The sequence below is a fragment of the Agrobacterium genomosp. 2 str. CFBP 5494 genome (genome assembly GCF_900013495.1).
Taxonomy (GTDB): domain Bacteria; phylum Pseudomonadota; class Alphaproteobacteria; order Rhizobiales; family Rhizobiaceae; genus Agrobacterium; species Agrobacterium pusense.
Genome location: NZ_LT009720.1, coordinates 114,752 through 128,302, shown reverse-complemented (window position 1 = coordinate 128,302; position 13,551 = coordinate 114,752). Strand labels below are relative to the sequence as shown.

Sequence of the window (13,551 nt, the reverse complement as noted above, 5' to 3'; positions counted from 1 at the left end):
CGTCAGGTTTTCAGCTTAGCGCTTCAATTGAAATCGGGAAGTAAAAGCCACATCCGTACTTCTCATAAATGTGCCCGCGGTGGCTCACCGCCGATAAGTAATCCTTATCGATGGTAGATCGACAAAGGCCGCAAATTCACTTAACCTGGGCTAAATCACGCTCTGCAAAGGCCCAAAACATGGAAGATCGCGTTCGCTTCGCCCTACAGAAACTGATCGACATCGCAAAAAACGATACCGGCCAGGCAAGGCGTGTTGCCAACTTTATTCTCGCCTGGTGGAATGCAGACGTGCATGGCGGCTTCGATCTCATCGATCTCGCCAATGTCGATCGAGACGTCTCCGAAGCCATGGCGACCGTATTTACTTGGCTGGCCCGCCAGTCAGATGTCGAGTACCCATACGCCTATCGCAGCGAGATCGAGCAGATCATCGCCCGCTGGCGGCCTCAGGCCGAAACAGCCTGATGGCGAAAGGGAAAACATCCGCGGCGATGTCCACCGTCGAGCTCGACACGATCGCATCGGTCCTGCCAATCGAGCGCAGGGACGAACTCGCCGAACTTCTGACCGACCAGGATGTCGAAACGCTAAAACATCTGGTCAACCAGGGCATGGGTGACAACACGCTGCGGGCGCTGACCTCCGATCTCGCCTATCTCGAAGCCTGGGGGCTTGCTGCCACCGGGCAGTCCCTGCCCTGGCCCGCACCAGAGGTGCTACTGCTCAAATTCGTCGCTCACCACCTGTGGGATCCCGAAAGGCGCGCGAGCGACCCCGACCACGGCATGCCTGCTGAGGTTGACGAGAACCTCAGAGGCCAAGGCTTCCTGAAATCCATCGGCCCGCACGCCCCCGATACGGTGCGGCGCCGGCTTGCGAGCTGGTCGACCATGACCAAATGGCGCGGCTTGTCCGGAGCCTTCTCCTCCCCTGCCCTCAAACAGGCGATCCGGCTCGCGGTCCGCGCCGTTCCACGAAAGCGTCGTCGAAAAAGCGCAAAAGCGGTCACGGGGGACATCCTGCAAATGCTGCTCGCCACGTGTGCAAGTGACAGCTTGCGTGACATCAGGGACCGGGCGATTTTGATGGTCGCCTTTGGGTCAGGTGGTCGCCGGCGCAGCGAAATCGCCGGCCTCCGCCTGGAGCAACTGACCGAGGAAACACCGATCGAGGTGCCAGACAGCCCTCCCCTTCCCTCTTTGGCAATTCATCTTGGGCGGACCAAAACGACGACCGGAGAGGACGACGACGTCGTCTATCTCACAGGCCGGCCGGTCGAGGCATTGAATGCCTGGCTGACCGCCGCCAGGATCGACAAGGGAAGCGTGTTTCGGGGGATCGGAAGGTGGGGAGCGGTCTCGCGCCGGGCGCTCGATCCGCAGTCGATCAACTCGATCCTTAAACATCGAGCGGAAATGGCTGGACTGGATCCCGGGGAGTTTTCTGCGCACGGTTTGCGGTCAGGGTATTTGACCGAGGCGGCAAACCGCGGCATCCCTCTCCCAGAGGCGATGGAGCAATCACGCCATCGATCCGTTCAGCAAGCATCCAGCTACTATAACAGTGCCACCCGCAGAAGCGGGCGAGCGGCCCGATTATTGTAGGATCGGATCTCACTGTCAGAATTGCCAAGGAGAGATCAATTCAAGGCCTGTTGTCTCGAAATCTTTAAGGTTTCGGGTTGCCAACCGGCCACCATTGATCCGCGCTATCGCCGCGATCATGCCGTCCGGAACCGACATACCCCTCCCCTTCCGCGCAGCGTCTCCTATGATATCGCCATAGGCCAATGCTGCTTCTTCCGTGAAGGCAAACATCTTGTCGGAGAACCGGCGCCGCCAGCTCACAAGTCCCTCTTCCAGGCGATCAGCGCGCTGATCCGGCCTGATCTTTTGGATACCAAAAGCGATCTCAGCAACGGCAATCGTCGGCAGTGCCAATTCGGCATCGTGACGAACCAGCCATGCTATGACGGCAGAATCGGGAGCTTTCTTCAACGTCTCCGACATCACATTCGTGTCGAGAAAAATCAAAGCTCTACGCCTTTGTGAGCGCGTCTGTTTTCATTGATGATACTGTCGAAATCGATATCCGTACCCAACTGCGATGAAAGACGGTTATAGAATTTCGCAGCGGGTTCACGTCCCGCCTCTCGAGCCTCATAGGATTCGAGCGCGCGCTCGACGATGTCGGCAATCGTGCGATTTTCTCGGCGGGCGAGCTTATGGGCAAGGTCGCGCGCTTTGGAACTGCGGACAGATAGTTGCGGGGTTACCATTAAGTGCTCCTTCCTCTGGATCTAATGTAACTCAAATCGAAATAGCCATCAAGATGGCATCTGCCATTTTGGTGGCTATTCGTTGTTTCTGATTTGGCGGCCTGTGGTTTTGGCCAATATGCATTACCGTCCTGCGTAGTAACCAACAGCAAAACGCCTGAATAACGCGTGCGAAAATCACGGCATGCGCCATGTACCAACCAACTTTCCCCAAAACGCTTTATCGAATACGCCAGGCGTCGACCGACGATCAGGTCCATGAGGTGCAGATGGGCGAATTGGCTGCTAAGCATTAAAGGATAAACTAATCTCCAGAGCATCCTTCGAAGTTACAGAAAAGCGTTCCCTTCTTTTTCAACGGCAGAGATGAGAACGATATATGGTGCCGGTCCTAAACTGATGCGGGCCACGCCCAACTCGGCTAACCTATGGACGTCCCTGCTGCTCGTTGTCATCAAATTAACAGGCATTGTTGCCGCGTTACAGACTTGGCGGATCAACGCATCATCTGTCAATCCAGCAACGAAAAAGCGGTCAGCGCCGGCCGCCGCATATGTTTTCTCGCGGACAAGCGCCTCCTCGACTAAATCAGCGTGTGCGGCTCCCTGATCGGCTTTTAGGAAGACGTCTCGGGCATTGATGAATGCTGGAACACTGGTAGAATCGGCTGAATGGCGAGCCGTGCGTATCCGAGCAGCCTGATCATCAACACCATAGAGGCCGGGGCCATCCACGATCTGGTCCTCAAAATTGAAGCCGACAATGCCGAGTTTTAGTAACCTTCAGACGTTCTGCCCAACAGTTTCAGGATCGGCAGCAAACCCACCCTCAAAATCCACGGTGACCCGTAGTTGCACCGATTTTGAGATCCTAGTGACAACTGCAAGCATCTCCTCGAAGCGCAGCTCTTGGCCATCTGCATAACCTTGGGCAGCAGCAACGGACCAGCTGCTGGACGCAACACCTTTCGACCCCAGCGCGTTCCACGGCAAGGGCACTCCCGGCATCCCAGATACTGTAGAGAAACAGTGGGTTCGATGGTTTGTGTAAGCTTCGAAAGTACTGGTCTTTTCGATTTGGGCTGTTACGCAGGGTAATCCTTATTTACTGTTTTAAGTTGACGTTCGATTTCGATCAGCCGCTGCTTGCGCCAGAGGCCTCCGCCATATCCCGTCGAAGATCCGTCTGCTCCGGTGACCCTGTGACAGCAATCGTGAGAGCTATTAGATTGGCACCATTGTCGCGTGCAACCGCGCAAATTGCGGTGGGATGATTGATCTGACGGGCAATTTCGGAGTAGCTTCGGGTTTCACCAGATGGAATTTCTCGCAATACGTCCCACACACGTTCAGTGAAGGCTGGCGGACATCGCAAGTGGTGTTGAAAACCTGTCGCAGCGGGCCGCAAAATACTCAGCGAGTTCTGCCATGGCCTCCTCCGAGGGAGGCATGCTGCCGATACTCTCTTTGGATGCCTGCTGTGGCTTTTTGAGCTCTGCTGGCAGACCTTTTCGATCCACGAATTCCAAAAGGTGAAGATGGCTTCGACTACTCACGGCGATCATGTCGCCGAGCGGCGTCGGTATCCATGTTGCCCGTAGCAACTTGTCCGATTGCAACTCAGATGGAGATTGCCGAGTAGACGCGCGAAAGCGGCGCGAAACGCGCTGGCAGATCCAAAGCTGTCGTCGTGTTGAGTCGTAACAACTTTCCCGTCAACGGCCAGTGTCTCGAATCCTTCGCGGAGCCGCCGTTGACGCGCCATTTCAAGGAATGTCATTCCGAATTGACGTCTGAAGCTCCGCCGCACGGTTGAGGAGTCATAACCGAGTTTGATCACATGGTTTTCAGACCAACGACGGTCGGGCCGCATGTCGAGAGCATGCCGGAGAGCAGCATTGTCGGATCAGCAAGGGCAGCCGCCGAAGAGGATGGCAACGCTTGCACGAGCGGTATCCAGCCTCAACGCATTCGCCGATCGTGGGTGAGAACGTGCGGTTTTCGCGCTTAGCTTTTCGCGCAGGAAACGCCAGTTGAAGCGACACACACGAAGACTTGACCATCGGAACGTTTATTTCAGGCCAGTAAAGCAGCGTAGAGTGTGTCAGGTTCGGAAAGTCAAATAGCATGTGGAATTCCTAGCCATTATAAAAACAACACGCCGCCGATTTTCGAGCGTCTATTCACTTTTCTGGGGTGATCGGATCAACGCCCGTGGTTCGGCGATCCAACAGCTTCAGTCCGTTTACCCAACCGGTGCCCTGCCCTACCACGCAGCTTCTCCAACGTGATATCCCATGGGTCAATTCCGCTTCTTCCGTGAAGGGAAAACATCTTGTTGGAAAACCAGCGACGCCAGCTCACAAGATCCCTCTTCCGGACGATCTGCACGCTGATCCGGTCTGATTTTTGGAATACCAAAAGCGATCACAGCAACCGCAACCTCCGGCAGTGCAAGTTCGGCTTCATAGCGAGCAAGCCACGCTATTACTGGAGATCCGGAAGCATACTTTCAAGCCTCCGAGGTCACGTTCATGTCGAGAAAAATCAAAGCTCCATGGACTTATGAGCACGTCAATTTTCATCGATGATAAAGCCCGAAATCGAATGCACACCCGACGGAGACGAAAGACGACTATAGCAATTCGCAGCAAGTTCGGTCCCCGGCTCTCGGGCCTCCTATGTTTCGAGCGCGCACTCGACGTCGTCAGTCGCGCGATTCTCTCGCCCGGTAGGCTTATGTAGCAAGGGCGCGGATTTCGAACTACGGACAAATAGTTGCGAGGGTACCGCTGAGTGCTCCTTCATTATGGGTCCAAAGTAAACTAGCGGCTACTTCTTGTTTCAAATTTTTCGTCCTGTGTTTTGCTGTCATGCAAGGCTCGGCGGGGAGACTAGCACATCCGTTCTGAACGCCATGCTTCGGCCAACTTCCTCTATAGACGGCCACCATCTGTGTGCCATGTGAGCCCAGGGGTGAACTCTCCGAACTTCTGACCGTCCAGTTCGTCGAGGCACTACGCCATTTCGTCAGCGAGGGCATTGGCGACAACACGCTGTGGGCGCTGACCTCTGATCTCGCCTACCTTGCTGTCTTGGATCTTGCTTCCAGCGGCATTCCCTACCCTGTCGGCGCCTGAGCCGCTAATGCTTAGATGGGCTGCTCACCACCGTGGGATGTCCAAAGGCGCGCCAGCGGCCCCAGCCACGGCGTGCCTGTTGACCAAGGCCGAGCACCAAAACCTTGTCAGCTGACAAGGTTTTTCGTCTGATCCGAAACGCACCACTCCGTGAAACAGTGGTACTTCGACAAGCCTCAAGCAGATTGTCACTGCGAAACGTTGTCAGCTGGCAGGGCATTCTCAACTGAAGCGATGCGAAAAGTTCGCCGGTGCTCGATTCTCTGATGGTGCACCCCGGACACGACTACCGCCGTAAACCTTGTCAGCTGACAAGGTTTTCCACCGTCTGGCATGAGCCGGATCGTAACCGGGCGGGACTTCGATACTCTTTTACACTAGAGTACCAACTCTGGAAGGTTGCGGATGGTCCGCCAGGGAATGGGGCTGGTTGCCTTCAACGTTGCTACTCGGTCCTATTCCCCATAAGACCAGAGCCAATTTCAATTTCAAGGCGCCAAGCAAGTCCCATGCTTTCGACAACAAAGCTTTGGGGTATGATCGGAAATGCACTGCCGACGAGATAATGTTCACACTGATCTTGCGCACAAAGCGTCGGAACTGCGCGATATTGCAAAGCCGTTGTTGCGGAGAAGGGGAGGGGGGATCTCGTTTCATTCCCCGAAGTTGGTAAAGCGCGTCAAAGCCACCACCCTGAAGATCGAGAGGTGCGATGGCCGCAGAATGGGCTGCAGTGTAGCTGAATTCTTCCGTTTTCCGGTGCCTGCGAACAGGATGTTCGGCGACTTCACGCCCGCCAGTGAGTCCTAATCCTCGGTAAGAAGGCGATCACCGTTTTTGGTCGGCCGCGATGCCATGGATACAGGGCAGGAGAAGGTGGCCACGGTATTGTCGGCCGTAACTTCCCCACAGAGCTTCCTCAGGAATTCGATCTTGAAGCGGTCTAGAATGATTTGATGACGCCGCTTTGGCGGAGTCAATCACGACTCAGATGACGCGGAACAGTCGACCTGATCGTCACAGCCTAGGCCGCTGGCGAGAATCGCGGCGGCGATGTCACCGGCTTCTGGAATACTGACATGGAGACCTTGAAAGGCGCCGTCTCCACGAAGTTGTATCTACCGTATAACGGCATCCTTGCCTACCAATTCGACCTCCCGGATGACATTGAACACGCCCTCGTCGCGGGTGACGTCTCTGATCGCGTGCACGCTGCGGGCGGTTCCGCCGTCTTACGCCCAAGCATAGCTGGTCTATCAATGCCGAGAACCGAGCACGGTTTCGGGATCCTCTTTCCGACGGCTTTGACGGTCGTCCTGTCGTGCCTACGTACCCACCATCGCACATCATTTCGTTTGCAGAGAAATAAGTGACCACCCCGCTGACGCCTGCATTCGCTTTGGACTTCGGCACAGAGATCGAAAATCCGACGCCGGCCACAGGCGTACCGGCTTCGACTACACCGTTCTTTGCACCCCTGTCGTATGCAATCCTCTCGGTTATCGGAACGAGGTTACCAGGCCAGCGACATCCTTGAGAACCCGATCTTCTTCCCCATAAGATCATCGACGTCACCTTGACGTCGAAACCAGCAATTGGCGCGCCATCGTCGCCGGGGATTACCACAGATATGATAGCTGCTACGAGAACAGTTTTGGCCCCCTCACTGGACATGCCGCCGCCAAGGATCAGCCAGACGACTGAATAACGGAACAGGAAAACGAAAAGAGGCTTTCGCTTAATGAACAGGAGCCATTTCGATCTTTCACCACCGTTGCGTGTGTCGCTCGAAGCGAAAACCCCAAGGTTGACGCGAGAAAACACGCCCCGCAGAGCGCCTCTGGCCATTGTGGGGGGTCAGGATTCGTAATGCCTGAGGATAAACTGCCAATCTCATCTCGGCTTTTTTGAAGATGAATATAGGCGCTGTTTACAAGGGCGGTAATTCCCATTGAGGATGCGACCTCGCGGAGATCACCAAACCCCTGTCTCCCGAAATTCTGAGCGAACTTAACGCGCACACCGCAGCCGCTGGCCGCATTAGAGGTCCACCGAAGACGCTGCACCTCGATGCTAACCTGATGGATATCATAGCAATCATTGAAATGCGTTGCGAAACGGGATCTGCGGTAATCTCGGTGCAAATTGTGCCTAGGTTGGATTGCTCCTGACCCTACCGCGCCTTTCTAGTGGAAGGACAACGAGAAGGACAAGATCATGCAGGTGCTCGATGCCCTCGCGTTCAATAAGGGCCGCCCTGCGACAGAGCAATTGTCGTGCCACGGGTCGGTCCGAGCATGACTGACGAGGACATCAAGAAGGAATGGGAGCTGGATTATCTCACCAGCGACAACACGAGGCCAGCTACGAGACATAACCTTTGACGCCGCGCCTAAGGCGCTATGCCAATGGCAACTCTCCGGGCCGGAATTTCATAATAAATGCAAGCTATTCTGGCGACATGCGCAGCACGGCCATCGCCGGGGGTGACAGATCGCGTTCCGGCTGTACTTGACGTCCTGGTAACTTTCTATCCAGCCGACGAGCTATCTGGCAAACGCGGCCTGATCGCATTCCCGTCTAACACGCGGCTGTCGATCCGCGCCCGCGGCATGGCCCCGCGACGGTACGACGGGACTTGGCAGTCCTCGTGGACGCCGCGATTGATGGTGGGGAAGGACAGCCCAATCGAGAAACGCTACGCGCGCCGTGGAAGGGCAGGGGAGGTGGAGGAAGCCTTGGGCTTTTCGCTCGCCTTACTGCTGGCATGGTCGGCTTAGATCGAGACTCTTGCCGCCCTTGCGCCTGCGAGAATAGCTACGGGTCACAAAGCAGCGCCCGGCCGTATGCCGACGTGACATTACCAAACTGAGTCGCCGCAGCGATCGGCTATGGGGGTCGGGGCTGGGAGCAGATTTCGCTCATGTTGAAACCAATGACGGCACGACATCCGAGCACGCCTTGTATCGACGAACTGACATTCATGGGTGTCCGCGATCGACCCATCGTGGTTAGCATCGATGCATTCTAGTTCGCGACAGAACGTGGCACTATGTGCTGGTCCCTCAAAGAGGATCCTACGCGTCAATCCTCACCTGCGATCCGGGCTCGGGGTTCACCGAGGATGTCTCCTCGACCGACGGCACTAGCACTATATCCTGCCCTCAGCATAAAATTCACGGTCCGTTCGGTCTCACTTTGCCTGGAGGAACAATTCTTGTTCTCGCACGCATCCATGAGACCCAATGTTACCCGGTGGCTTTGACGTTGTGACCGCCGGCACGCAGCAGAGCCATCAGGACCGGTCCGAGTGAAAATTCACCGCGCTTCGCCTTGCTTGTCAGATCTCTGAGATATCCGCCCGGCGAATTAATGTGACCGCCGCGCTCCAAAATGCAGGCAATCGTCACTGCCGCGTTCTCTGGACCCATTGCCTCGCAGGCCTCCTGATATGCAGACGGGCTAACCCCAAGCATGGATCTGACGACCACTGCGGCTGTCATGAGTTCACGCCAGTTCCGAATTTGGCCATCGGGCCTATAGTTTGAAATTTCAGGGCAGGCCCGCAAGACAAGTCCGATTGGGAAAGCCTTGATCGGCACATGCCGCGGCTGCTTGTCCTCATTCGGCTTCGCTCCCTGCTCTTTTCGAGAGCTAGGTTCAAGTTCATGAGGAGTGTTGGTATTTGAATTCTGTATGTGACGCTCAATATGAGCATCACTGACGTTCATTTTTGACGAAAAATCTTCAGAATTCAGAAGTTTGACGATATCCTCGCGTAGACTGCTCATCCTGAGACCGAGGTCATCCAGTTCAGCCAAGGTGGGATTGCGCGGGATTTCTCCCACGATCGCGATATAGCGCTCCTCTATTCCCTCCCAATCGCCTGTTGCCCCTTCTTCAACAGCTGCAGTGATCAGCTTGCGGATATCCCGCCGGCAGATCGTCAGATTTTCCTTTGCTTGTCTAAAGGCGATCCGATCGGCAGCAACCTGCTGGGCGAGGCACGCAAGCTCCTCAGCTCGCATAAGAAGAGGTGATATGTCGAAGCCGTACGCGTGCTCGATCGAGCCATCGCCGCCTTTTCTGGCGTAGCGTTTGCCGTTGGCGCTATCCTTGCGGATAATCAATCCGGTATCAACGAGGACCGCAAGATGCCGACGCAAGGTCGCGCCTGCAATGCCATGGGCGCGAATTGACAGCTGAATGTTCGAGGGAAAGACAACGAGCTGCGCGTCTTGGCGCAGTTCGTTTTCCGGATAGAAGCTCAAAAGGGCATCGAGAACCGCAAGGCTGCGATCCTGCAGACCAAGCACCTCTCGAGCTTCCGATGCGTCGCGAAAAACCTTCCACTTGTTTGCCGATTTACCTTCCTCGATCCTGCTCGTGGCGATTTGCCGCCTCACAAGCGCAAGGGTAACCTGTCGCCGCCCAAAGGGCGTCGTTACTTGTGCACCATCCATGTCCTCGCCTCTCAAAAGGCAAAAGAACAACGCTCACCAAAACGGTGCCAAAGACTCTTGACTAGGATTCATGGAAATGCGATTCTCAAGCTCTCACACAACGAGAAGGGCTTCCATGACGGCAACGTTTCGGGGGCCTTTTTCTTTTGCGCGCTTTCCTTCCTTAGTTCGTATCGAAATCCACTTCCGGCTTCGATCAGTTCTTGGACTTCTCACGACTGAAGCGCTCAGCCAGCGCCGGCAACTCCAATTCAATAAAGCTCAGGAATTCCTTCGCGGACGCTTTATGCGCTGAAATACGAACCTCGTTGGCCGTACGCACAAGCCTGCCCAGTTGCTCGCCTGCGGGTCCAGCAATCACCTCGCCAGTCTCCTTCGGGGGGGATTTCGGTTTAAGAGCATTGAATGCTGCAAGAAACTTCTGGTCCGATCCTAGGCGCCTTTCGGCGCTGCCGGATAAAACCTTGCTCAATGCATCGTGGAGATCCGGCCTTTCAGAATAGTTCTTTGCAAAGTCCGCCCATCTCGGACGACCGACCTTGCCCGCTCGCCCGATTGCTTCAATGATTTCGGTCGGTACGACACGGTAAACGGACCGCATGCGAGCGAGTTCGGGGTCATCGATAGACAGCGCAGCCTTGATATCCCGAGGCTTTACACCAGCATTATCCATGCGGCGGGCGAAGAGGGCGCGCTCGATCCAGCTCAGATCCTGGCGATCAGCATTTTCAATACCCTGTGCGATAACAAGTTCGATGTCGGAAATCTCGACCTCGATCGCCTTGACCGGAATTCCAAGGTCTCTGGCTGCCTGGAGCCGGCGGTGGCCGTAGATCACCTGATAGCGATCAGGAGACGAAGGTGATTGACGGACCTGTATGGGAACCTTCTGACCTTCGGACCGAATCGAGTTCCGGAAAGCCTCGAAATCGGACGCATCATCGTCAGGAAGGCGATCAGGAAAGGGCGAGGGGTCGATACTTAAGGGATCGAGTTCGCGGACCGTGCCTCCGCCGGCTTCCACCAGCGCCCTCAGGCGGTCGCGTTCAGATTTGATGTCGTCAATTGCCCGATGCGCCGCACCGATCACGCCTGCGCCCACTCGCGCAGTTGGCACGGGCTGGGGAGCGCGGGCCGAATTCTCGGTCGAGAGCCGGTTTTCCAACTCCGCAGAAAGCAGCCCAAAGTTCGCCACGATGGACTTACGCGATGACTTGCCCGTCATTTGCGCCCCCAACTTGTATTGATGAGTTTCACGATCGCTTCGTTCACGGCGTCAACCGCCTCGCGAGCGCGTTTATGCGTGTCACGGCCGATTTGGCCCATTTCGAGTTCATAGATGGAGCGCTTCGCAAGCCCCGCTGCTTCTACAGCCGTGCTCTCGATCAAGGTTGGCAGGAGGACATCCGTGCCAAACAGATGACGCATCATCGCGACTACCTGCGACTGCGGCGCGTCGTTCGGATCGTGGCGGGTAACCAGATAGCGAATGAAATCCTGATCGAGTTGTGCGCCGCTTTCGTTCAGCACGCTGATCAGGTCTCCCATCATCAACAGAAACTGGCTCATGGAAGCCACGTCAAGCATTGCCGGATGGACGGTGATAATCATGCTGGTGGCGGCGTAGATCGCGCTGAGGGTGAGGAACCCCAGGGAAGGGGGGGTATCGAGAATGACGACGTCGTAGTCCTGATCGACCTCGGCCAATGCCAGTTTCAAGCGCTCGAAGAAAATCGCCCCTGAACCGGATTTCTGCGCCAGAACCCTGGGCGTCTCGTGCTCATATTCCATGACCTCGAGGTTGCCCGGTATCAGGTCGATGCCGTCAAAGTACGTTTTGCGAATGATGTCGCGGATCGGCCGACGCTCTGCATCGTCATAGCGCAACGCCGCATAGATAGTCTCATTGGCGCCGACGTCAAATTCAGGTTGGGCGCCGAAGAGAGCGGAAAGTGACGCCTGCGGATCGAGGTCCAGTGAGAGGACACGATAGCCTTGTAAGGCGAGATAGTGAGCAAGGTGGACGCAGGTCGTGGTCTTGGCACTGCCACCCTTGAAGTTGGCGATTGCCACCACCTGAAGGTGTTCACCCTCGCGGCGCCGGGGCAAGAATCTCAATGCGTCGGCAGGCTTCTGGCTTGCGAAAAGCTCCCGCAATTCGTTGATCTGGGCCAGGGTGTAGACGCGATGATTGTTTTCCAGCCGCCCGGGAATCGGACCGCGCCCCTCGCTCGACAAGAGTTTCAGGGTGGAATCAGGTATGGAAGTGAGCTTCGAAACTTCGTTGGTCAGGAAAGAACGCAGGCTTTTTTCTGACTTGGGCGGGTACATGCGCGTGCGCAATTCCTGCAATTGCTGGGACAAAAGGCTTGCGTGACGGGCAATCTTGCCACCTGCATCTTCTTTCTGTGCAATTGCCGTTTCAATCTTAGTCGCTATCGCCATGTCGCCCCCTTGGCGGCTAAAGTTCGGTTTGCCGCCCAAAGCCCGCCAAAGATACAGCACGATTCTCGCCTTACGTCCAGAGACCAACGGGTCACAAACCCTAAGGCTGCCCCGGCGCCCTGAACCAAAAACGGAACAAGAATCCAGATATCCTACAATGTCTACAATCCCTCAAGCCATTAGGCCGGCTTTGATCTTTGTTGGTTCAAGAGTCATTTATCGACACATAAATGATGTCCATGCGCTTCTCTCCCGTCATCATCGGCGAGAACAATGCATGTTCGGTCGTTGGACAGTCTGCGCGATTCGCCGCTGCATCGGCCGCGTTGTTCCTTTGTCGTTTGACGAACGGTTTCACAGAGATCGGCGGAACTAGACGCACATTATGGCGACACCCTTTTGCAACACGGCCCCGGAAATGGCTGGTGGCATAAACCCATCGCGACAACGCATGGCAACTGCTGGTTCAAAAAACGCTAAAATCGTCGAGCTCGCGAGAGAACCCGATTAAATAGAACCGCCCCGCCGCGATCCGCTCTACAGACTTGGAGCCTCCGCTTCGCGAGGTCGATCGCAGGGATATCCACCTGTGTCATCTGCTTTGTCTCCGTGAGCGCCACGATGGCGCTACGCAGGCATCATACGGAAGGGAGCATCCGCCCGCTCAGTTCAGCGTTGTTCGCAGGGCAAATCGGAGGGGCACGTGGGCCAGTCACTATGACCTAGACGGGCGTTGTCACGTTGTTCGTGGCTTAACGGTTGACGGATAACCGGACGTGATGAGCACGCCGACCATCAGCTACAAGAACCACCGTTTCCCACCGCAGATCATCGCCCATGCCGTCTGGCTGTATTACCGGTTCCCGTTAAGCCTGCGGCTGGTGGAAGAAATGCTGCTGGAGCGCGGCATCGTCGTGTCCTACGAAACGATCCGGCGCTGGGGCCGGAAATTCGGTGCGGCCTACGCAAAGCGACTGCGCAGAAAGGCGCCGTCGCGAGAGGATATCTGGCATCTGGACGAAGTGGTCGTAACGATCGGCGGGCGAAAGCATTGGCTTTGGCGAGCCGTCGACCAGGACGGATATGTTCTCGACGAGATCGTGCAGACCCGTCGAGACACCAAGGCTGCCAAGCGATTGCTGATCAGGCTGCTGAAGAAGCAAGCCCTCGCGCCAAAGAGGATTGTCACCGGGCGTGTCGCAAATTCTTCTGGTTAACTTGCTA

At 56.0% G+C, this 13,551-nt stretch carries 9 protein-coding genes and 4 pseudogenes; 5 read left to right on the top strand and 8 right to left on the bottom strand.

The window, feature by feature from the left end; all coding sequences use genetic code 11:
• Positions 1 to 179 precede the first annotated feature (179 nt).
• Together AGR2A_RS25040 and AGR2A_RS25035 are read left to right on the top strand one after the other, a co-directional pair.
• On the top strand, positions 180 to 467 hold the full coding sequence (locus AGR2A_RS25040; protein ID WP_072492750.1) for a DUF7673 family protein: 288 nt from the start codon (positions 180 to 182) through the stop codon (positions 465 to 467).
• On the top strand, positions 467 to 1,606 hold the full coding sequence (locus AGR2A_RS25035; RefSeq protein ID WP_072492749.1) for a site-specific integrase: 1,140 nt from the start codon (positions 467 to 469) through the stop codon (positions 1,604 to 1,606). Before AGR2A_RS25040 ends, AGR2A_RS25035 begins: the two co-directional genes overlap by 1 nt.
• Positions 1,607 to 1,621: 15 nt before the next feature.
• Here the strand turns inward: AGR2A_RS25035 and AGR2A_RS25030 are convergent, their stop codons facing one another.
• The 5 genes and pseudogenes from AGR2A_RS25030 to AGR2A_RS30475 form a co-directional block, all read right to left on the bottom strand.
• Positions 1,622 to 2,035, bottom strand: coding sequence for a type II toxin-antitoxin system VapC family toxin (locus AGR2A_RS25030; RefSeq protein ID WP_072492748.1), 414 nt, complete (start codon positions 2,033 to 2,035; stop codon positions 1,622 to 1,624).
• Positions 2,032 to 2,280, bottom strand: a complete 249-nt coding sequence (locus AGR2A_RS25025; RefSeq protein WP_072492747.1) for a type II toxin-antitoxin system VapB family antitoxin — start codon at positions 2,278 to 2,280, stop codon at positions 2,032 to 2,034. The genes AGR2A_RS25030 and AGR2A_RS25025 overlap by 4 nt, the downstream gene beginning before the upstream one ends.
• Positions 2,281 to 2,609: 329 nt before the next feature.
• A pseudogene (locus AGR2A_RS25020) lies at positions 2,610 to 3,287 on the bottom strand (isocitrate lyase/PEP mutase family protein).
• Positions 3,288 to 3,364: 77 nt separating this feature from the next.
• Positions 3,365 to 4,408: pseudogene (locus tag AGR2A_RS25015) on the bottom strand (bifunctional transcriptional activator/DNA repair enzyme AdaA).
• 54 nt (positions 4,409 to 4,462) lie between these two features.
• Positions 4,463 to 4,767 (bottom strand): annotated as a pseudogene (locus AGR2A_RS30475) (type II toxin-antitoxin system VapC family toxin).
• A gap of 469 nt (positions 4,768 to 5,236) precedes the next feature.
• Between AGR2A_RS30475 and AGR2A_RS25005 the strand changes: the two are divergent.
• Both AGR2A_RS25005 and AGR2A_RS24995 read left to right on the top strand, forming a co-directional pair.
• Complete coding sequence (locus AGR2A_RS25005; RefSeq protein ID WP_072492746.1) at positions 5,237 to 5,419, top strand: hypothetical protein; 183 nt, start codon at positions 5,237 to 5,239, stop codon at positions 5,417 to 5,419.
• A 2,441-nt stretch (positions 5,420 to 7,860) separates the two neighbouring features.
• Positions 7,861 to 8,199 carry a helix-turn-helix domain-containing protein gene (locus tag AGR2A_RS24995; protein ID WP_072492744.1) on the top strand — a complete coding sequence of 113 codons (339 nt, stop codon included), beginning with the start codon at positions 7,861 to 7,863 and terminating at the stop codon, positions 8,197 to 8,199.
• Positions 8,200 to 8,667: 468 nt separating this feature from the next.
• Here AGR2A_RS24995 and repC read toward each other — a convergent pair whose 3' ends face one another.
• The 3 genes from repC to repA form a co-directional block, all read right to left on the bottom strand.
• On the bottom strand, positions 8,668 to 9,882 hold the full coding sequence (gene repC / locus AGR2A_RS24990; RefSeq protein WP_072492743.1) for a plasmid replication protein RepC: 1,215 nt from the start codon (positions 9,880 to 9,882) through the stop codon (positions 8,668 to 8,670).
• 196 nt (positions 9,883 to 10,078) lie between these two features.
• Positions 10,079 to 11,107, bottom strand: coding sequence for a plasmid partitioning protein RepB (repB, locus tag AGR2A_RS24985; RefSeq protein WP_072492742.1), 1,029 nt, complete (start codon positions 11,105 to 11,107; stop codon positions 10,079 to 10,081).
• The gene (repA, locus tag AGR2A_RS24980; protein WP_072492741.1) at positions 11,104 to 12,327 is read right to left on the bottom strand and encodes a plasmid partitioning protein RepA; all 1,224 of its coding nucleotides are present in this window, start codon (positions 12,325 to 12,327) and stop codon (positions 11,104 to 11,106) included. Before repA ends, repB begins: the two co-directional genes overlap by 4 nt.
• A gap of 766 nt (positions 12,328 to 13,093) precedes the next feature.
• Here repA and AGR2A_RS24975 point away from each other — a divergent pair.
• Positions 13,094 to 13,526, top strand: a pseudogene (locus AGR2A_RS24975) (IS6 family transposase); the annotation flags it as partial.
• Between the last annotated feature and the right edge of the window lie 25 nt (positions 13,527 to 13,551).